Here is a 19,998-nt window from a genome sequence, read left to right as displayed (position 1 = left end):
CCCCCTCTCTCGCAGAGGGCGCAGGGAAAGCCGGGTGCCGATCGCACCCATGGGCCCCGAGCAATGGGTAGAAAGCTCGGGGGTAGGACCACAGGTGTAACCGGAAACTCCGGCTTTCCCTGCGCGATGGGTTACGGCTTACTTCGCGCTCTCCCCGGCGAGACTGGGCTTGTTTGTCACCGCCTTCGCAAGACGCAATTGCGTCTTACAAGGGGACACCGGCCGCTAGGGCGTCAGGACCACGCGACTTCGCCGTCCGCTTCGCGTGCTCTCGTCAGTCACACACTCGGCGTCCACCGCATCCCACACCGCGTTCGTGACGATCGCGAAGCGCCCCTCGATCGGGTGAGACGGGCGGATTTATAGCACTGAGTTTCATTTCTGATAAAGCGAAATATTTTCGCGCGCGAGCATTGACAGGTTTTACTGAGTTGCCCGTCGGGTTGTTTTGTCGCACCCCAGCCGTCATTCCGGGGCTCGCGAAGCGAGAGCCCGGAATCCATCAGGCAACATCACGGGTGGCAAAATGGATTCCGGGCTCGCGCCAAGAGGCGCGCCCCGGAATGACGGAAGAGCTCAACTCAACGTCCCCGCATGCACCCACCAGCCGGGGTGATCGGCGCGGAGCTTTTCGCCGGCGGCCTCGGCGTCGGCGTCGGTTTCGAAGATCGCAAAGCAGGTCGCGCCGGAGCCCGACATGCGGGCGAGGCGAACGGCCCTCGCCGCGCGCAAGGCGGATAGCACGTCGCTGATGACGGGCTCGATCCGCGCGGCGGGGGCTTCGAGATCGTTGGTGCCGCGCTTGAGCGCCGCGATCCAGTCGTCGACCGCGTGCCCCTCCGGCCAGGACGGCGCCTGCATCATGACGTCGGTGGCGCCGATCAGGAGTTCGCCGTTGCGCAGGCCGAGCGCATTGAAAACGTCCCTGGTCGCGACCGGCACGCGCGGATTGACCAGCACGCAGGGCATTTTCGGCAGGTCGAGCGGCAGCAGGCCTTCGCCGACGCCGGTCATGTCGCAGGCGCGCGAGGCGACGCACACCGGCACGTCGGCGCCGGTCTGCAGCGCGACCGCCATGATCCTGCTATCGTCGAGCGAGAGCTCGTTGAGCCGCGCCAGCAGCCGCAGCGCGGCCGCGGCGTCCGCCGAACCGCCGCCGATGCCGGCCGCAACCGGCAGCACCTTCTCCAGTGTGAAGTGGCCGACCTTGAGGTCGACGACCTGCTCGCCGAGCAGGCGCGCCGCCTTGAGCACCAGATTGTCTGACGTATCGCCGCAGGCATCGGCGAGCGGTCCTGACATCGCAAGCGACAGCCCGGAGCCCGGCTCGAGCGTGAGTCGATCGGCGCAATCGGCAAACGCGACGACGCTCTCCAGGTCGTGAAACCCATCGACGCGCCGCCCGACAACCTTCAGCGTCAGGTTGACCTTGGCACGCCCTTCTTCAATCAGCGCCGGCACGGCGATAAACCCCTAAAAAACGATATCGTGTGCGATTAGCGTAAATCGCACCATGATCCTATCCCTTTGTTGGCAAGGAAATTCCGGGTCTGGGACACGCCTGAGACACTCTTACCGTCATTCCGGGGCGATGCGCAGCATCGAACCCGGAATCTCGAGATTCCGGGTTCGCCCTTCGGGCGCCCCGGAATGACAGAACAATTGAATAGGCGCGCAAATGCCCGGGACAAGCCCGGGCATGACGCCTCAACTGAAAATGCAGCGCTAGCGACTTATGCGCCTAGCCGCCCTTGCCGTCGTCGTCCTTCTTCTTGTCGGCGGAGGCGGCGGAGGAGTTGGCATCGTCCGGCAGGCCGTTGTCGATCTTGGCCTGGATCTTCGGCAACTCGTCCGGCTCGGGCTTGAGGTCGCGCGCATGCGCCCACTGGAACTTGGCTTCCAGCGTGCGGCCGACGCGCCAATAGGCATCGCCGAGATGGTCGTTGATAGTCGGATCTTCCGGCTTCAGATCGATCGCGCGCTCGAGGTTCTTCACCGCCTCCTCGAAATTGCCGATCCGGTAATAGGCCCAGCCGAGGGAGTCGACGATGTAGCCGTCGTCGGGGCGCTGATCGACGGCACGCTTGATCATCTTCATGCCTTCGTCGAGGTTGATGCCCTGGTCGATCCAGGAATAGCCGAGATAGTTCAGCACATGCGGCTGCTCGGGCTGCAGCTCGAGCGCCTTGCGCATGTCGGCCTCGGCCTTGTTCCACTGCTTGGAACGCTCCTCGCAGATGCCGCGGTAGTAATAGGTGACCCAGGCATTCTTGTCGCCGCCGGCCGGCAGCGCGTCGATCGCCTGCGAATAGGTGGTGGCGCAGTCGCCGAACTTCTTGCGGCCACGCTCGATATTGCCGAGCGCCAGGATCGCCTCGATGTCCTTCGGCTGCTCTGTTGTGACTTCCTTCAGGATCTTGATCGCCTCGTCGCTGCGGTCGGCGGCGTCGAGATTGGTCGCGAGCTGGATCTGGGCGTTGCGCTTCAGCGCCGAGGACGCCGGCATCCGCTCATAGACCTTGATCGCCATCTGCGGCTTCTTCACCGATTCATAGAGATCGGCGAGCGACAGCAGTGCCAGCGGATGGTTCGGCTGCAGATAGAGCGCAAGCTGCAGATAGACCAGCGCGAGGTCCTCGCCGCCGCGGCGGGTCAGCGTGGCGCCGATGCCGTACAGCGCCTCGGCGGCGCCGGCCTGGGGTGAATCGATCAGCGGCGGCAGCTTCTTGCCGGCCTTGGTCTCCTTGATGCCTTCCAGCACCAGCGGATGGCGCGGCAGCTTCTTGTCGAAGGCCTCGTACATCGCAGTCGCAGCGGCGGCATCCTTGTTGCGCGAGGTCCAGCGCGCATATTCGTCGACCGTGCGCAGCATCGAATCGTCGAGCTTGTAGACGCGCTCGAAGCGGGCGCCGGCATCCTTGTCCTTGCCGGCGAACTCGTAAATCATGCCGGCATGCAGGTCCTTGAAGATCGGATACCATTCCGGGCCGGTCAGCTTGTCGATCGAGGCGACCGCACCCTTGCTGTCGCCGGCGCCTTGGGCGGCCCAGGCCGACAGCAGCGTCGCGACCAGGTCGGTGATCGGGCCGCGGACCGACTGGTTGATGTTGGACTGCGCGGCGGCGTATTTCTTCTGCTTGAGGTCGCGCACGCCGACCACGAGGCGGGCGACGCGGTTGGCCTTGTCCTGGGTCAGGATGCGGTCGGCGAGCTTGACCGCCTCCTCGATGTCGCCGTCGGCGAGCGAGGAGATGAAGGCGCGGTCGAGCAGCTCGGAGTTCTTCGGATCGGTGCGCAGCGCCGAGCGGTAGAACGCCGCAGCCGAGGTCGCGTCGCGCTCGACGCTGGCGTGGCGAGCCGCCAGATAGCTGCCGGCGGTGGTCAGCGATTTCAGGTCGGTCTTGCTCGGGAATTGCGCGGCATTGTCGGTCGGATGGTCCGGCGTTTGCGCCGACAGCTGCGCAGGAACGGCAAGCGCCGCCGCAGCAAGAAGGGCAATCGTCAGGCGGTTGAAACGGGTGGACAGCATCACGGTCGCCTTGCTCCAGGGGTTTAAGGCCACGAAGGATTTACGGCCAAGATCCTCGCGACAAGATCTTGCGATCAGTCTCAAAATGCGAACCCAAGCGGCGGCATCACGGCGAGCGGACAATGCCGCTTTTGGCGCTCTACCGCAAGGATAGCCCATGACGAATCAATTGGCAGATTAGGCCTTTACGCCCGCCGATCCAGCCAGCACCACCGCAAAAGCCTCCCACTATGGCGGTATCGTGACCGGACCGGGCACATTCGCGTGCAGACGCAAAAAGCCGCGGATCCCGGCGCCGCAGGCCCCCGTTTCGCCGCTCTCGCCGGAGCTGCAATCCGGCCGCGCCCACGACAGGACAGGCCGAGCGCAGGCTGCGGCGACCTCACGCAAATGTGGCCGGCCGTCTCGCCTTACATCGCCTCGTAGTTACATGGCCTCGTAGTTCGGACCGCCGCCGCCCTCCGGAGGAACCCAGGTGATGTTGCCGTTGGGGTCCTTCACGTCGCAGGTTTTGCAGTGGACGCAGTTCTGGGCGTTGATCTGGTAGCGCGGTGTGGCGCCCTCCTCGACCCATTCATAGACACCGGCCGGGCAATAGCGGTTGGAGGGACCGGCGAACACATCGTGCTCCGACGTCTTCTGCAGGTTCATGTCGGCGACCCTGAGATGGACCGGCTGGTCCTCCTCATGGTTGGTGTTGGACAGGAACACCGACGACAGCTTGTCGAACGAGATCTTGCCGTCCGGCTTCGGATAGGCGATCGGCTGGTGCTGCTTGGACGGATCGAGCGTCTTGCGGTCCGGCTTGGCATGCGACTGGGTGCCGAACAGCGAGAAGCCGAGCGTATTGCACCACATGTCAAAGCCGGACAGCACCATTCCGAGTATGTTGCCGAACTTCGACAACAGCGGCTTGGCGTTGCGGACCTTGAACAGGTCCTTGCCGATCGCAGACGAACGCCAGGCATTCTCGTAGTCGACGAGTTCGTCATTAGTGCGTCCGGCGCCGAGCGCTGCCGCGACGTGCTCGGCGGCGAGCGTGCCGGAGCCCATCGCATTGTGGACGCCCTTGATGCGCGGGACGTTGACGAAGCCCGCCGCGCAGCCGATCAGCGCGCCGCCCGGGAAAGACAGCCGCGGCACCGACTGGTAGCCGCCCTCGGTGATGGCGCGTGCACCATAGGCGAGCCGCTTGCCGCCCTCGAACAGCTCGCGGACATCGGGATGAGTCTTGAAGCGCTGGAATTCGTCGAACGGCGACAGATACGGGTCGTTGTAGTTCAGATGCACGACGAAACCGACCGCGACGCGGTTGTCGTCGTAGTGATAGAGGAACGAGCCGCCGCCGGTCTTGTCGTTCAGCGGCCATCCCAGCGTATGCTGAACCCGTCCCTTGCGGTGCTTCGCCGGATCGATCTGCCAGACCTCCTTCAGCCCGATGCCGAATTTCGACGGCTCGCTGTTGGCGTCGAGCTTGAACTTCGCGATCAGCTGCTTCGACAACGAGCCACGTGCGCCTTCGGCGAACAGCGTGTACTTGCCGAGCAGCTCCATGCCGCGGGTGTAGGAATCCTTGTGGCTGCCGTCCTTGGCGATGCCCATGTCGCCGGTCGCGATGCCCCGCACCGCGCCCTTGTCGTCATAGAGCACCTCGGTGGCGGCAAAGCCCGGATAGATCTCGACGCCGAGCGCTTCCGCCTTCGGCGCCAGCCAGCGGCAGACGTTGCCGAGCGAGCCGATGTAGCAGTGATGATTGTACATCAAGGGCGGCATGATGAAGTTCGGCAGGCGGAACCAGCCCTGCGACGTCGTCCAGTAGAAGCGGTCTTCCTTGACCTGCGTCTTCAGCGGACAGTCGGCGTCGTCGCGCCAGTCCGGGATCAACTTGTCGAGCCCGGCCGGATCGATCACCGCACCGGACAGGATGTGCGCGCCGACCTCGGAGCCCTTCTCCACCACGACGATCGAGAGCTCCGGATTGAGCTGCTTCAGCCGGATCGCGGCCGACAGGCCCGAGGGGCCGGCGCCGACGATGACGACATCGAATTCCATAGACTCGCGCGGAGGAAGGTCTTCAGCACTCATGATCCTGGTCTCAGCCCATCGAGAACGCTTCTAAGCTTTTCAAAAGTCGTTGTTTCCGATTTTTGACCGAAGAACAACCATGGAATCGCACTTCCATGGGTTTGCACGGCCCCGATACCTTAAGAGAATAATCTTTTCCAAAAACCGGCCTCCACTTTTCCCGATCATGCTCTAGATTGCAGCCATCATGGCCCTGACGCCCGAGCCCGCCCCTACACTGCAGCAATTGCTTGCCTTTTACCTCGAGGCCGGGGTCGATTGCGCGCTTGGCGACGCGCCGATCAACCGGCTGGAGGAGCCCGAGCCAGTTCCCGCGCCCGCCGCGCCGCGGCCACCAGTGGCGCTCAATCCGCTGCGTCCCCCGCCGCTGGCGATGCCTTCAGTTCCGCGCAGCGAAATCACCGTCGCGCCGGACGCCGCGATTGCCTCCGCACGCGAAGCCGCACGCACCGCACCGACGCTGGAAGTCTTGCGCGCGCTCATGGAGACATTCGACGGCTGCGCGCTGAAACACACCGCGACCCGGCTGGTGTTTGCCGACGGCAATCCCGAGGCGCGGGTGATGTTCGTCGGCGAGGCGCCGGGCCGCGACGAGGACATCGAGGGCCTGCCGTTCGTCGGCCGCTCAGGCAAACTGCTCGACCGCATGATCGCGGCGATCGGGCTCGACCGCAGCAAGGCCTACATCGCCAACGTCATTCCGTGGCGGCCGCCGGGCAACCGCACGCCGACGCCGCAGGAGACGCAGGTGTGCCTGCCCTTCATCCAGCGCCACATCGAGCTGGTGAATCCGGACGTGCTGGTGACGCTCGGCAATCCCTCGACGCAGGCGCTGCTCGGCACACGCGAGGGCATCATGCGCACGCGCGGCAAATGGATCGACTACGACACCGGCACCCGCACGATCCGCGCCGTCGCCACCTTCCATCCGGCCTATCTGCTGCGCTCGCCGTCCTACAAGCGGTTGTCCTGGCAGGATTTGCGCGCCATCGCGAAGGTGCTGCAGCCGGCGACGGCGTAACGGCGTCGCAACTTCGTAGGGTGGGTTAGCGCAGCGTAACCCACCGACTTGCTCACCGCGGAGAGAATGGTGGGTTACGCCTTCGGCTAACCCACCCTACAGAGCTCACACTACTTCGGCCGCACGATCGCCCAGCCGATCCGCAGCACCGGCTGCCGTCCATTGACCAGCCGGTCGAACGAGCGCGGCACTTCCGGCACCAGGCCGGGAAAGCGCTGCGCGAGTTCGGGCGGCGGCGTGCCGGCGGTGTCCTGCGCGCGCCAGACCACGACGCCGCCGGTCTCGTTGAACTTCGGGATCGACAGCCACGGCGTCCGCTGCGGCGCGGCGTCGAGCAGCAGATGCGGACGACGGCTGTTCATCGCAATCAGGCTGGCGATTTCAGGATCGCCGGCCACCGCGCGCAGCCGCTGGTTGGTGCGGCGCTCATAGCTGTCGTCGAAGAAGCGCCCCATCGCGGCTGCCGGCAACGAGGTCGGCACCTCGGTGGTGCTGGTCCAGGGCAGGAACAGCGCCGCCGCCAGCGCGACTGCGGCGGGCGCCGCGACGGCAAAAGCCCAGACCGAACGCAACACCCGTTGCCGCCGGAGCGGAATCAGATCGCCGGTCGCGACGACGACGGCGAGCCCCGACATCAGAAGCGCCACGCCGGCGCCGCCGAAGGCGCGATCGAGATCGAATAGGCCGGAGACGAAGCTGCCCGCGATCGCCGGCGCGAAGGCGAAGAAATAGACGAACTGCTGCGCCAGCGGACTGACCGACGGACGATAGATGATCGGCGCGTCCTCGGCCTCGCGGGCGAACCAGCGCGAATTGAGGATCGCCAGCAGCGCGATTGCGGCCGTCGCCACGATCAGCCCGCCGAGCACGACGCCCCAGTGCAGCGCGCGCGCCTTGAGATCTGCGAGCGCGGGCACGGCCGGCAGCGCCAGCACGTCAGCGCGGATCAGCCAGATCAGATAGGGCAGCGCCAGCACGATGATGACCAGCACCGCATAGAGCGGATCGACCGCCTTGAGCGTGCGCCGCCCGCGCTCGGTTGCAAGGGCGAAGCCGATCACGAGCAGGATCATGCCGAGGGCCGCCGGCGTCGTCAGCAGCAACAGGCCGCAATCGATCGACCAGGCGAACCAGGCGGCGCGCCGGTTCTGGCCGATCAATTGCCAGGAGTGCAGCAGCAGCAGCGCCCAGAGCGGACGCGCCAGGATCAGCGGGCCGAACTCGACGCTGGGTGAAGCGAACACCACGACCGTCATCGACAGCAGCACCGCCAGCACGCCCTGCGGGCCGCCGACGATGGCGCGCGCCAGCTGGTAGAACGCGATGAAGGTGGCGATCTCGCAGGCCTGCGCCAGAAGATAGACGCCGAGCACATGATTGCCGGCGGCACGGAAGGCGATGTCGGCGAGCCAGAACGCCAGCGGCGGCCCCATGTCGGTGCCGACCTGATATTCGCGGCCGAAGGCCAGGATGGCGGCGAGATTGCCGGGCGGGCTGCCGTAGAAGATCAGCGGCAGGAATAGCCAGATCGCGGCCTGCACCAGCACCACGACCCACACCACCAGGCGCGGCCGGGCGCGGATCAGTTCGACAACCAGGGAGGTAAACCGCATGAAACGCCTGAAATGCCCCAGCCACCCGTCAGCGGCGCCATCTGATCCCGGTGGTTTTGATAAACGGCGGCGGCGATGGAGGCAACGGTGTACGGTGTGGCTACACCGCAAAGTCACCTCCCCTGTCATCACCCACGAAGGCGGGTCATCCAGTACGCCGCGGCCTCTCAATCGAAAACGGCTGGCTCTGGAATACTGGATCGCCCGGTCGAGCCGGGCGATGACACCGTTGGATGGGCTGGCGCAGTTGCGCTACGCCGCCGCGGATTCGGCGGCTTCGCTTTCCTCGTCCACCGTGAACAGGTCGGGCTCGGCCGGGACCGGAAAATGCTTCAGCCGCGCGGCGACGACGGGGGCGAAGAAGCTGCGGTGATGGGTGGTGGGCCCGAGCCGGTCCAGCGCCTCGAGGTGCTCGGGCACGCCATAGCCCTTGTGCTGCTCGAACCCGTAGCCGGGACAGTCCAGCGCCAGCGCGCACATCAGGCGGTCGCGCGTCACCTTGGCGATGATCGAGGCTGCCGCGATCGAGGCCACGATGCCGTCGCCGCCGATCACGGCGTCGCAGTCGCAGGGCGTGGCGAGCTTGTCGCGGCCGTCGACGAAGACATGCTTCGGCATTTCCGGCAGCGCATGCACCGCGCGCGCCAGCGCCCACAGCGAGGCGCGCAGGATGTTGTCGCGGTCGATTCGCGCCGGCGACGCCACCGCGACCGAGAACGCTGATGTGGCGCAAATCTCCTCGAACAGTTCCTCGCGGCGCTCGGCGGTCAGCCGCTTCGAATCGTCGAGGCCTTTGGGAATGCGATTGGGGTCCAGCACCACGGCGGCGGCGACCACGGGACCTGCCAGCGGGCCCCGCCCGGCCTCGTCGCAGCCGGCGACCGGCCAGACGCCGCGCTTGATCAGCGCCCGCTCGCGCCGGAAGCTCGGCCGCGTCACGATACGCTTCTCCGGCTTGGCTGACTTGGCCAGCGCCTTCTTCGACGTGCTCTTGGACTTGTCCCGAATCATGCGGGGATGGTGATCAAGCCAGCCCCGCGGCGCAACCGGGAACCAGCCGCCCTTCCCCGCAATTCAATCCGGCCGGCTTTTAGTCGGGAATCGACACGCGCCTGTTATCGAGCACCTCAAACCCCGGCGCGCGCACCACTTCCCAGGCGTGGCCGTCGGGATCGGCGAAATAGCCGCAGTAGCCGCCATAACTGGTGGGCTGCGCGGGGTTCAGCAATTTGCCGCCCTTCGACAGCGCGAACGCCATCACACAATCGACCTCGGCATCGTCGTTGCAGTTCCAGGCGATCGCAACGCCGCGGAACGCTGAAGGCCGCGGCTGATCGGGCAGGGCGGCATCGGCGGCGAGCAGATGCCACGGGAACAGCCCGAGCACAGTGCCGCCGGTGTCGAAGAAGGCGACCTCCTCGCCGGTCCCGCGCATCTTCCTGGTGAAGCCGAGCGATTCATAGAAGGCGATGCTGGCGCGCATGTCGCTGACGCCGAGCGTGAGGACGGTGAAGCGTGGGGTCGGGGCGTTACTCATTGTTGCACTCACTCTTTTGACGTCATCATAGCCCGGATGGAGCGAAGCGTAATCCGGGACCTCTATCCGCGGGCAACGATTTCCCGGATTGCGCTGCGCTTCATCCGGGCTACGGACCTCATCTAGAACAAGCTCAACTGCTCGCCGTTGCGCTTCGGCTTGGCAAAATGATCGGTGGTCAGCTTGGTGCGCCGCTTGTTGAGGCCGAGTTTCTCGCAAGCGATCTCGAAGCGGCGGCCGATCATCCAGGCCATCGGGCCGGTGCCCTTCATCCGCGTGCCCCATTGCGAGTCGTAATCGCGGCCGCCGCGCATGTCGCGGATCAGCGTGAAGACGTGGCGGTAGCGGTCGGGATAGTTCGCCATCAGCCATTCGCGAAAGAGATCGCGGACCTCGAGCGGCAGCCGCAGCAGCACGTAGCTCGCCTCCTTGGCGCCGGCATGCACGGCGGCATCGAGGATGCGCTCGATCTCGGAATCGTTCAGCGCCGGGATCACGGGCGCGATCATCGCCGTGGTCGGGATGCCGGCGTCAGCCAGCCGCTTGATCGCCTCGAGCCGCTTCGGCGGCGTCGATGCGCGCGGCTCCATGGTGCGGGCGAGTTTCGGGTCGAGCGTCGTCACCGAGAGCGCGACCTTGGCGAGATTGCGCTTGGCCATCCGCGCCAGAATATCGATATCGCGGGTCACCAGCGCCGACTTGGTCACGATGCCGACCGGATGCCCGGCGCGCTCCAAGACCTCGAGAATGCCGCGCATGATCTTCCGCTCGCGCTCGATCGGCTGATACGGATCGGTGTTGGTGCCGATCGCGATCATCCGCGCCTCATAGTCGGGCGCCGCCAGCTCCTTCTCGAGCAGTGCGGGCGCGTCCGGCTTGGCGAACAGTTTGGATTCGAAGTCGAGCCCCGGCGACAGGCCGAGATAGGCGTGGGTCGGCCGCGCGAAGCAATAGACGCAGCCGTGCTCGCAGCCGCGATAGGGATTGATCGAACGGTCGAAGCCGATGTCGGGCGAGTCGTTGCGGGTGATCACCTTGCGCGAGGTGTCGAGCGCCACACTGGTCTGGAACGGCGGCAGGTCGTCGAGGCTCTGCCAGCCGTCGTCGAAGGCTGTCCGCGCCTCGGCCTCGTAGCGGCCGCTGGCGTTGGACTGCGCGCCACGGCCGCGCCGCCGCTCGCGCTCGATCGCGACCGCAAGCTCGGGAAAAGGGGTGGGTGCACCCGCCGGGTTATCGGAGGGCGCCGTTACCGGCGGGTGCTTGAGGGCATGAGAGGATGCTCGGCTCATGCTGTGAAGCTAACACAGCTTGAGAACAAATCAAGAACATCGCTTGAGAAAATCCACAAAGTGATGGCGCAAAATTCTGCAGGCGAAAAGGCTGCTTTGAATATGACAAGGTGATAACACGGCCGGAGTTTTTCAACCGTTTGAGCCATCGAAGCCTCGAATCATGCTGAGCGTGATCATTCCAACCGACGGCGTCGAGCGCACCGCGGTCGCGACATTGGCGGCGCTGGTGCCGGGCGCAGCCGCGGGCGTCATCCGCGAAGTGCTGCTGGTCGACCGCACCAACAGCGACGTGATGGAGCGGGTTGCCGACATCGCCGGCTGCGGTTTCCTGCGCTTCGAGGGCACGCGCGCCGCGGCACTTGCCGCCGGTGCAAAGCAGGCCCGTTCGCCCTGGCTGATGTTCCTGCATCCGGGCGCAGTGCTCGACGCCGGCTGGATCGAGGAGACCACCCAGTTCATCCAGATGGTGGCGGCAAGCGGCAAGGACCGCGCCGGCATCTTCCGCTACGCCCGCGCGCCCTATACCGACCCCGGCCTGCGCGACGGCATCAAATTCGTCGCCCGGATGATCGTGGGCCCTTCGGCCGAACAGGGCCTCCTGATCGCGCGCGACCATTACGAGCGGATCGGCGGCTATCGGCCCGACGCGCGTCGCTCCGAGGCGCGGCTGCTGCGCCGGCTCGGCCGCTCCTCCCGCACCATGCTGCGCAGCCGGATCATGGTGGCGTAGGGTTTCCGACCCGCGACGACGCTTCGAGATGCCCTGAAATGCACATCGGCCTTGCCATTTATTTGATTCCGTCAAATAATATGTTTGATGAAATCAAGTTCGTATGACACGACGCTCGAGAGCCAGGTCGCCGCGATCCGCGGCTTCAGCCGGTTCTACACCCGCAAGCTCGGCATCATCGAGCCGAAGCTGCTGGATTCGCCGTTCACGCTGCAGGAAGCGCGGATCATCTACGAGTTCGCGCATCGCGAGAACTGCACCGCGACCGATCTGGTGCGCGAGCTCGACCTCGATGCCGGCTTCGTCAGCCGCACGCTACAGGCGCTGCAGCGCCGCCAGATCGTGACGCGCAAGCCGTCGAAGGCCGACAAGCGCGTCAATGAGGTGGCGCTGACCGCCAAGGGCCGCACTGCTGCCGCTGATCTCGACCGCCGCTCGCGCAGCGAGGTCGGGGCGCTGCTGAAGCAGATGGACGGCGATCGCCGCGCCGCGGTGGTGCGCGCGATGGGCACGATCGAACAGTCGCTGGAGCCGCCGACGGAGAAGCCGACCGGCTTCCTGCTGCGCAGCCACCGCGTCGGCGATATCGGCTGGGTGATCTCGCGACAGGGACGCGCCTACGCGGAGGAATATGGCTGGGACATCAGCTACGAGGCCTTGGTGGCCGAGATCTGCGCGCAATTCCTGCGATCGTTCGATCCGGCCCGCGAGCATTGCTGGGTCGCCGAGGTCGACGGCGAGCCGGTCGGCTCGATCTTCCTGGTCAAGGGCGGCGACGGCCTCGCCAAGCTGCGGCTGCTGCTGGTGGAAGAAAAGGCGCGCGGGCTCGGCGTCGGCCGTGCGCTGGTCGAGCAATGCATCCGCTCCGCACGCGAGATGGGCTACACAAGGATGACGCTGTGGACCCAGAGCATCCTGCTCGCCGCGCGCGGCATCTACGCCCGCGCCGGCTTCCGCAAGGTGAAAGAAGAGAAGCACCACAGCTTTGGCGTCGACCTGGTCGGGGAGACCTGGGAGCTGGATTTGTGACCCTGTCATTCCGGGGCATCGCGTCAGCGATGAACCCGGAATCTCGAAGATGCGGCGCGAGATTCCGGGTTCGTGCTTCGCACGCCCCGGAATGACGGGAGACGACTACGCGCTCGCCCCTTTCGCCTTCGGACGGCGCAGATGCTCGTCCAGCCGCGGCATGATCTCGACGAAATTGCAGGGCCGCGTGCGGTAGTCGAGCTGCGCGGCCAGAATGCCGTCCCAGCCGTCACGGCAGGCGCCGGGCGATCCGGGCAGGCAGAAGATGAAGGTCGCGCCTGCCACGCCGGCGGTGGCGCGGCTCTGGATCGTCGACACGCCGATCTTGGCGTGGCTCAGCATGTGGAAGGCGATCGAGAAGCCGTCCATCCGCTTCTCGAACAGCGGCTCGACCGCCTCCGGCGTCACGTCGCGGCCGGTGAAGCCGGTGCCGCCGGTGGTGATGACGGCATCGACGCCGTCATCCGCGATCCAGCGCCGGATCACCGCCCTGATCGCCTCGACATCATCGGTGACGATCTCGCGCGCCGCGAGCTTGTGGCCGGCCGCGGTCAGACGATCGGCGAGCGTGGTGCCCGACTTGTCATCCGCCAACGTGCGGCTGTCGGAAATCGTCAGCACCGCGATGTTGAGCGGGATGAATGATTTGGATTCGTCGAGTGAGGACATTTACACCTCTTTCCCATCCCGCTGACGTCATTCTGAGGTGCGCGCCTTGCGGTGCACTTGCACCGCTGGGCGAGCCTCGAAGGATGGGCCACGGGCTCCGTCAGCCTTCGAGGCTCGCCAAGAGGCGAGCACCTCCCGACTGAGCGCATTCGCGCTCATCCGGGGATGACGCTACCGGCATACGCCTACAAGCTACCGCCGAACGTGTTGCAGGCCTGCACGGTGCCCTGCTGGTAGCCCCTCATGAACCACTCCTTGCGCTGCGCAGCGGAGCCGTGGGTGAAGGAATCAGGCACCACCCTGCCCGTCGCCTGCCGCTGCAGCGTGTCGTCGCCGATCGCATTTGCAGTGGTCAGCGCGGCGTCGATGTCGCCGGCCTCGAGGAAGCCCGGCCGCTTCTTCTCCTCGCGATTGACCCAGACGCCGGAGAGACAATCGGCCTGCAGCTCGACCTTGACCTGCAGCGCGTTGGCCTCGGCCTTGCTGCCGGCCTGCTGCTGCAGCCGGTTCACGCGCGGGATGATGCCGAGCAGGTTCTGGATGTGGTGGCCGGCCTCGTGCGCGATGATATAGGCCGCGGTGAACTTGCAGGCGTTGCCCGAGCAGCCGCGGAAGCGGGTCTCGACCTCGCGGAAGAAGCCGGTGTCGAGGAAGATGGTCTTGTCCGGCGGGCAGTAGAACGGCCCCATCGCCGACTGCGCCATGCCGCAGCGGCCGCCATTGGTGGCATTGCGGAACAGCACGATCTTCGGACCGGTGTAGGTCTGGCCCGAGGCCTGGAAGATCTCGCTCCAGCGATCGTCGATTTCACCCAAGATGCCGGCGATCATGCTGCCCATCTCGTCGGTCGGCGCGCCACGCTTGGTCTGCGCGCCCGACGACTGCCGGTCGGTCTGATAGGTCGGCGCCTGGCCGCCGCCGGTGAGAATCTCGGCGCCGCCGATCAGGATGCGCGGATCGATGCCGAAGGCATAGCCGAGCAGGCCGAGCACGATGACAGTTCCGATGCCGAGCCCGCCGCCGCCCATCGGAATCCCGAAGCCGCCACCACCGCCGCCGCCTCCTCCGCTATCGTCGCGACGGTCTTCGATGTCATCGCTGCGGCGGAAATCATCGTAGCGCATGGCGGTTTCCCTTTATCCAGTCGGCGCCCCAATGCGGGACACTCCAACCTAAAATTTCCATTCTGTTAATCAATATCCTGCCCGGCAAAAATTGCCTAGTCCAAGACGCACATCGTTTGCAGTGCGAATGGCCGCAAGCAGCGGGCAATTTACCGGTCGAATCGTGCCGGTTTGATGATCCGCAAAATTTTTCGCAGAACGCGCTGATGTTGCAGCACAACGCTGATGACACTGCGCCACAGCGTTCGAAAGATGCTGCAATCTTTTGCATGAAGATTTCCAATTAAGTCGATTTTTACTTTGCCGGCTCAATGTGGCGCCAGTCGGTTGTTTAGTCCCGCGTCGCCGACAGCGTCGCCTGAGTCAGAGTTCTTGAGTCATGGTAGTGTCGCGTCGCGGGGCGTCTGCAAGGGCGCCCCGCACTAAATTTGAGAATGCCCCGTCGAGCCGAATCGTCATTGGCGATTGCGTCGCCGAATTGTCGAAGCTGCCGTCCGGCTCGGTCGATCTGGTGTTCGCAGATCCTCCCTACAATCTGCAGCTCAAGGGCGATCTCAAGCGCCCCGACGAGTCGCATGTCGATGCCGTCAACGACGACTGGGACAAGTTCTCGTCGTTCGCCGCCTATGACGATTTCACCCGCGCCTGGCTCCTGGCCTGCCGCCGCGTGATGAAGCCGTCGGCGACGCTGTGGGTGATCGGCTCCTATCACAACATCTTCCGCGTCGGCGCCATCATGCAGGACCTCGGCTTCTGGCTGCTGAACGACATCGTGTGGCGCAAGTCCAATCCGATGCCGAACTTCCGCGGCCGCCGCTTCACCAACGCGCACGAGACCATGATCTGGGCCGCGCGCGACGAGAAGGCCAAGGGCTACACCTTCAACTATGAAGCACTGAAGGCGTCCAACGAGGACGTGCAGGCGCGCTCCGACTGGCTGATCCCGCTGTGTACCGGCGAGGAGCGCCTCAAGGGCGATGACGGCAAGAAGGTTCACCCGACGCAGAAGCCGGAGCAGCTGCTTGCCCGCGTGCTGCTGTCGTCGTCGAAGCCCGGCGACCTCGTGATCGATCCGTTCAACGGCACCGGCACCACCGGCGCCGTCGCCAAGCGGCTCGGCCGCAGCTATATCGGCTTCGAGCGCGACAAGACCTATGCGGCCGCAGCCGAGGCGCGGATCGCCGCGATCGAGCCGCTGCCGGAAGCGACGCTGGCGCCGTTCATGACCGCGCGCGAGGCGCCCCGCGTCGCGTTCTCCGAACTGATCGAGCGCGGCATGATCGTGCCCGGTGCCAGGCTGGTCGATGCCAAGAAGCGCCACGGCGCACTGGTGCGCGCCGATGGCGCCATCATGCTCGGCGACAAGGTCGGCTCGATCCACCGCATCGGCGCGGTGGCGCAGGGCTCCGGCGCCTGCAATGGCTGGACCTTCTGGCACGTCGAGACCAAGACCGGCCTGCGGCTGATCGACGAGCTGCGCGCCGAGATCCGCTCCGGGATGGCTGCGGGCTGAGCGGGCACGCGACCCTTCCGCGATTGCGGCGTTGTAGGATGGGTAGAGCGAAGCGAAACCCATCACCTTCCTGCCGTGTGATCGATGGGTATCGCTGCGCTCCATCCATCCTACGGTTCTGAGACCCGGGATGACGTCGTCTTGAACGCGGCCACCTTGTGACGCCGCAGCGGCGGGCCTACGTTTGTGTCAGTCACTTGCCGTTTCGATTGGTCGCCCGATGCGAAGACAATCCGAGACATTGCTGCTGGTGCCGCTGCTGCCGGTCTTCCTGCTCGGCATGTTTCCGATGCTGCTGATCGGCCTGCTCGGATCGTTCGGCCTGATCATTTTCGGCATCCTGCTGGTCTCGGTCGGACTGACGCTCGGGCTAGAGGCGCATGGCGAGTTCAACCAGGAGATCATCGTCCACGGCCATGCCCGCGGCTCCGAGCGCGCGACGCAACTCTCCCACCTGCATGCTGCGACCCGCTCCGCCATCGTGCTGGAGATCGCGGGCGTTGTGCTGGTCGCAGCCGGCATCGCCGGCTTCCTGTGGTTCGGCTGACCGGCGCGCTGCGCGCAGCTGCCTCACAAACTCGTCGGTTGCGAAGCGCGGCGAAATTTGCGCATGAGGGGCCGTCCGCGGTCCTCGCCGGCTGCGTGCCGGTTACACCCCAAAGGAGACCCCTTTCATGCTCAAATTCTATTTCAACGGCTCGCCAAACCCGACCAAGGTCGCGCTCTTTCTCGAGGAGTCCGGACTGCCGTTCGAGCCGATCGCGGTCGACACCCGCAAGGGCGACCAGTTCACGCCGGACTATCTGAAGATCAACCCGAACAGCAAGGTGCCGGCAATCGACGACAACGGCACGATTGTGTTCGATTCCAACGCCATCCTGCTCTACCTCGCCGAGAAGACCGGCAAGTTCCTGCCGACCAACCGCGCCGAACTGCTGTCCTGGCTGATGTTCGTCGCGACCGGTGTCGGGCCGTATTCGGGACAGGCCGTGCACTTCAAGCATTTTGCGCCGAAGGACCAGAACCACGACTACGCCCATAACCGCTACCAGTACGAAACCGATCGCCATTACAAGATCCTCGACGGCCATCTTGCCAACCGCCGCTACATGGCGGGCGACAGCTACTCGATCGTCGACATGGCGCTGTGGGGCTGGGCGCGGATGGTGCCGTTCAAGCTCGGCGACGACGCCTATGCGCGGTACCCGCATGTGAAGCGCCTGGTCGACGAGATCTCGGCGCGTCCCGCCGCCGCCAGGGCGATCGCGCTGAAGGACAGGTTCACCTTCAAGGCCGAGATGGACGACGAAGCTCGCCGCAACATGTTCAAGCACATGACGACCAAGGTGGCGTGACGCACGCTGTCATTCCGGGGCGCGCGCTTGCGCGTGAACCCGGAATCCAGAGATTGTTGCGCGAGATTCCGGGTTCGCGCTGACGCGCGCCCCGGAATGACGGCAGGTGGAACGGCGCCCTCACGGGCGCCGTCTTCGTTTGTGCCGCCCGCCGCTATGCCGGAAACGCGCCGAGCGCCTTCTCGGTCAGAACCGAGTCGCAATATTCCCGCACCTCCTTGATCCGGCCGTCGTCGAAGCGGAACACCAGGCAATAATCATTGTCGTAGCGCTGACCTTGCTTGGTGAGGTTGTTGCCCTTGGCCTCGACCACGACGATGTCGCCGTCGGCGATGATGCGATGCGCGACGGTGCGGCCGCGCTCGACCAGTTTGGAGCGAACATGGCCGTGCAGGTCATTCATGATCGATGGCTTGCCGGTGAAGGTGCGTGACCAGGAATATTGCCCGGTCACGGTCCAGATCGCGTCGTCGGCGAGCGTTGCCATGAACAGCGAATTCTCGCGCACCGCGGGATCCGGACTGCCCGCGATCACGAACATCTCCTGCACCAGTTTCTTGTTGTCGGCTGCGCTCATGGCGCTTTTCCTTGCAATTGGTTGGTGGCCCATCCTGCGGCGCCGACGCGCATTCTTCCAGTCGATAGGTGGTATGATATATATTCACCTGATGAATTTGAATTCGCTTGACCTCAATCTGCTGGTCGCGCTCGACGCGCTGCTGGGCGAAGCCAATGTCAGCCGCGCCGCGATGCGGCTCAATCTGTCGCAGCCGGCGACCAGCCACGCGCTGCAGCGGCTACGCGACCTGATCGGCGATCCGCTCCTGGTGCGCAACGGCGCGCGGATGGAGCTCACGCCGCGGGCGCTGGCGCTGCGCTCGCCGCTGGCACAGGCGCTCGACCAGGTCCGCACGCTGTTCGTCTCCGACGATTTCGACGCCGCGCGCAGCGAGCGGCATTTCCGCCTGATGATGCCCGACCTCGCGGTCGAGCTCCTGATGCCACCGCTGATGGAGAAGGTGACCCGGCTGGCGCCCAGCATCACGATCGACGTGGTGCCGTGGCGGGGACCGGCGATCTTCACGCCGGAATTCGCCCGCACCATCGATCTCGTGATCTCGATCGGCGATTCCTTCAAGGGCTTTCACCGCCAGCGGCTCTACACCGACAGCGATGCGCTCGCGGTGCGGCGCGGCCATCCGGCCGGCGCCAAACTCAGGAAGCACGAGGCCTTCCTGGCCGCGCGGCACGTCGCCGTGATCATCCGCGGCCAGAACGAGGATCTGATCGACGCCTGGCTGCGCGCCAAGGGCATCGAGCGGCGGATCGCGCTGGTGGTGCCGGGCTATATCGAGGCGCTGCACGTCACCGCGCGCACCGACCTCGTCGCCTTCGTGCCGCGCCGCTTGATCTCGGCGCTGGCGAAACAATTGTCGCTGGTGACGGTGACGCCGCCGCTCGATCCCGGCATCGACGAGCAGCACATGTTCTATCCGACGCGCGCCCAGATGGACCCGGGCTCGCTGTGGCTGCGGAGGCTGATGCTGGAGACGGGACGGGAGCTGGAGACGCGGAAAACGTAGCGGCGCCCTCTATCACCACGTCGTTCCGGCGAAGGCCGGGACCCATAACCACCGCCGTTTGTGATGAAGAAGGACAGCGGCCCCAGCATCGCAAAACAATTCAAATTCGTGGTTATGGGTCCCGGGTCGCGCTGCGCTTGCCCGGGACGACACCGAATTTTTGGCCCTACGCCTTCTGCTCGGCGAGCACCTTCTGCACCGCAGGGCGGCTCTCCATCGCCGCGCGATGCGCCTTCACCTTGGGCAGGGTCGCGATGTCGACGCCGTCGCCGTCGAGCCAGAGGGTCAGCGTGTAGAGATAGGCGTCGCCGACGCTGTAGTTCTCGCCCATCACCCACGGGCCCTTCAGCATGTCGCGCTCGATCAAATTGAAGCAGGCGCCCATGGTCTTCGGGATCATCGTCTTCATGTCGGCGAACGAAGACTCCTGCGTCGCCCAGCGCGCGCCGCGCATCTTGTGGGCGTGGCAGATATGCACGGTCGAGCACAGATAGGAATTGAAGGCCTGCAGCTTCGCGAACTCGAAGGCGTCGTCGAGCGGCGCGAGCTTCGCTTGCGGAAAGGTCTGCGCGATGTAGGCGAGCATCGCCGGCGTCTCGGTCAACACGCCGCGCTCGGTGACCAGCGTGGGCACCCGGCCCTTGGGATTGATCTTGAGATATTCCGGGCTGTTCTGCTGATTGATCTTGAAGTCGAGCTTCTCGGTCGTGTAGGGCGCGCCGGCCTCGGCCAGTGCGATGTGGGAGGCGAGCGCACAGGTGCCGGGCGCGAAATAGAGCTTGAGCATGTCGATGTCCTCTCCGGGCCTTGTCGGTTCGCTCTGAACCCGGCCCTTTTTATCAGATGCGACGGACGGTAGCGGCACCTCCCCTTGCCGTCCACCCCGCGGTACCGTGGACCTTGCCCGCAGCGGGGCCG

Annotated in this window: 18 protein-coding genes; 7 read left to right on the top strand and 11 right to left on the bottom strand. The window is 65.3% G+C overall.

Annotation, left to right across the window (positions count from 1 at the left end):
• Positions 1-576: 576 nt before the first annotated feature.
• The 3 genes from K359_RS0136865 to K359_RS0136855 form a co-directional block, all read right to left on the bottom strand.
• Positions 577-1,461: a 4-(cytidine 5'-diphospho)-2-C-methyl-D-erythritol kinase gene (locus K359_RS0136865; protein ID WP_029083750.1), complete on the bottom strand. Its 885-nt coding sequence runs from the start codon at positions 1,459-1,461 to the stop codon at positions 577-579.
• Positions 1,462-1,741: 280 nt separating this feature from the next.
• Positions 1,742-3,529 (bottom strand): tetratricopeptide repeat protein, encoded by a 1,788-nt coding sequence (locus K359_RS0136860; RefSeq protein WP_029083749.1) that lies wholly within the window; start codon positions 3,527-3,529, stop codon positions 1,742-1,744.
• A gap of 426 nt (positions 3,530-3,955) precedes the next feature.
• Complete coding sequence (locus tag K359_RS0136855; protein WP_029083748.1) at positions 3,956-5,614, bottom strand: electron transfer flavoprotein-ubiquinone oxidoreductase; 1,659 nt, start codon at positions 5,612-5,614, stop codon at positions 3,956-3,958.
• A gap of 193 nt (positions 5,615-5,807) precedes the next feature.
• On the opposite strand from K359_RS0136855, the gene K359_RS0136850 reads away from it, so the two are divergent.
• Entirely contained in the window at positions 5,808-6,635 is an 828-nt protein-coding gene (locus K359_RS0136850) for a uracil-DNA glycosylase family protein (protein WP_029083747.1), read from the top strand.
• 110 nt (positions 6,636-6,745) lie between these two features.
• Here K359_RS0136850 and K359_RS0136845 read toward each other — a convergent pair whose 3' ends face one another.
• The 4 genes from K359_RS0136845 to K359_RS0136825 all read right to left on the bottom strand — a co-directional run bounded on the left by K359_RS0136845 (position 6,746) and on the right by K359_RS0136825 (position 11,074).
• Positions 6,746-8,248: a glycosyltransferase family 39 protein gene (locus K359_RS0136845; protein ID WP_029083746.1), complete on the bottom strand. Its 1,503-nt coding sequence runs from the start codon at positions 8,246-8,248 to the stop codon at positions 6,746-6,748.
• Positions 8,249-8,500: 252 nt separating this feature from the next.
• On the bottom strand, positions 8,501-9,259 hold the full coding sequence (locus tag K359_RS0136840; RefSeq protein WP_029083745.1) for a ribonuclease HII: 759 nt from the start codon (positions 9,257-9,259) through the stop codon (positions 8,501-8,503).
• Between the two features lie 79 nt (positions 9,260-9,338).
• Positions 9,339-9,785, bottom strand: coding sequence for a VOC family protein (locus tag K359_RS0136835; protein ID WP_029083744.1), 447 nt, complete (start codon positions 9,783-9,785; stop codon positions 9,339-9,341).
• Between the two features lie 122 nt (positions 9,786-9,907).
• Positions 9,908-11,074: a PA0069 family radical SAM protein gene (locus K359_RS0136825; RefSeq protein WP_029083743.1), complete on the bottom strand. Its 1,167-nt coding sequence runs from the start codon at positions 11,072-11,074 to the stop codon at positions 9,908-9,910.
• Positions 11,075-11,237: 163 nt separating this feature from the next.
• Between K359_RS0136825 and K359_RS0136820 the strand changes: the two genes are divergently transcribed.
• Both K359_RS0136820 and K359_RS0136815 read left to right on the top strand, forming a co-directional pair.
• Positions 11,238-11,807 carry a glycosyl transferase gene (locus K359_RS0136820; RefSeq protein ID WP_029083742.1) on the top strand — a complete coding sequence of 190 codons (570 nt, stop codon included), beginning with the start codon at positions 11,238-11,240 and terminating at the stop codon, positions 11,805-11,807.
• Between the two features lie 87 nt (positions 11,808-11,894).
• A complete protein-coding gene (locus K359_RS0136815) occupies positions 11,895-12,836 on the top strand; it encodes a helix-turn-helix domain-containing GNAT family N-acetyltransferase (RefSeq protein WP_029083741.1) in 942 nt (313 codons plus the stop codon).
• A 105-nt stretch (positions 12,837-12,941) separates the two neighbouring features.
• Here K359_RS0136815 and moaB read toward each other — a convergent pair whose 3' ends face one another.
• Positions 12,942-13,505, bottom strand: coding sequence for a molybdenum cofactor biosynthesis protein B (gene moaB, locus K359_RS0136810; protein ID WP_029083740.1), 564 nt, complete (start codon positions 13,503-13,505; stop codon positions 12,942-12,944).
• A gap of 185 nt (positions 13,506-13,690) precedes the next feature.
• Positions 13,691-14,629 (bottom strand): neutral zinc metallopeptidase, encoded by a 939-nt coding sequence (locus tag K359_RS0136805; RefSeq protein WP_029083739.1) that lies wholly within the window; start codon positions 14,627-14,629, stop codon positions 13,691-13,693.
• Between the two features lie 379 nt (positions 14,630-15,008).
• Between K359_RS0136805 and K359_RS0136795 the strand changes: the two genes are divergently transcribed.
• The 3 genes from K359_RS0136795 to K359_RS0136785 all read left to right on the top strand — a co-directional run bounded on the left by K359_RS0136795 (position 15,009) and on the right by K359_RS0136785 (position 17,497).
• Complete coding sequence (locus tag K359_RS0136795; RefSeq protein ID WP_029083738.1) at positions 15,009-16,142, top strand: site-specific DNA-methyltransferase; 1,134 nt, start codon at positions 15,009-15,011, stop codon at positions 16,140-16,142.
• Positions 16,143-16,362: 220 nt separating this feature from the next.
• On the top strand, positions 16,363-16,689 hold the full coding sequence (locus K359_RS0136790) for a hypothetical protein (RefSeq protein ID WP_029083737.1): 327 nt from the start codon (positions 16,363-16,365) through the stop codon (positions 16,687-16,689).
• A 127-nt stretch (positions 16,690-16,816) separates the two neighbouring features.
• Positions 16,817-17,497 (top strand): glutathione S-transferase family protein, encoded by a 681-nt coding sequence (locus K359_RS0136785; protein ID WP_029083736.1) that lies wholly within the window; start codon positions 16,817-16,819, stop codon positions 17,495-17,497.
• A 154-nt stretch (positions 17,498-17,651) separates the two neighbouring features.
• On the opposite strand, the gene K359_RS0136780 is transcribed toward K359_RS0136785, so the two are convergent.
• The gene (locus K359_RS0136780) at positions 17,652-18,074 is read right to left on the bottom strand and encodes a nuclear transport factor 2 family protein (protein ID WP_035977759.1); all 423 of its coding nucleotides are present in this window, start codon (positions 18,072-18,074) and stop codon (positions 17,652-17,654) included.
• Positions 18,075-18,165: 91 nt separating this feature from the next.
• Between K359_RS0136780 and K359_RS0136775 the strand changes: the two genes are divergently transcribed.
• Positions 18,166-19,080 (top strand): LysR family transcriptional regulator, encoded by a 915-nt coding sequence (locus tag K359_RS0136775; protein WP_029083734.1) that lies wholly within the window; start codon positions 18,166-18,168, stop codon positions 19,078-19,080.
• A 166-nt stretch (positions 19,081-19,246) separates the two neighbouring features.
• Here K359_RS0136775 and K359_RS0136770 read toward each other — a convergent pair whose 3' ends face one another.
• Entirely contained in the window at positions 19,247-19,867 is a 621-nt protein-coding gene (locus K359_RS0136770; RefSeq protein WP_029083733.1) for a glutathione S-transferase family protein, read from the bottom strand.
• Between the last annotated feature and the right edge of the window lie 131 nt (positions 19,868-19,998).

Origin of the sequence: Bradyrhizobium sp. th-b2 (assembly GCF_000426785.1) — a bacterium.
Classification (GTDB): Bacteria; Pseudomonadota; Alphaproteobacteria; order Rhizobiales; family Xanthobacteraceae; genus Bradyrhizobium; species Bradyrhizobium septentrionale.
This window is presented reverse-complemented; position numbering and strand designations above follow the sequence as displayed.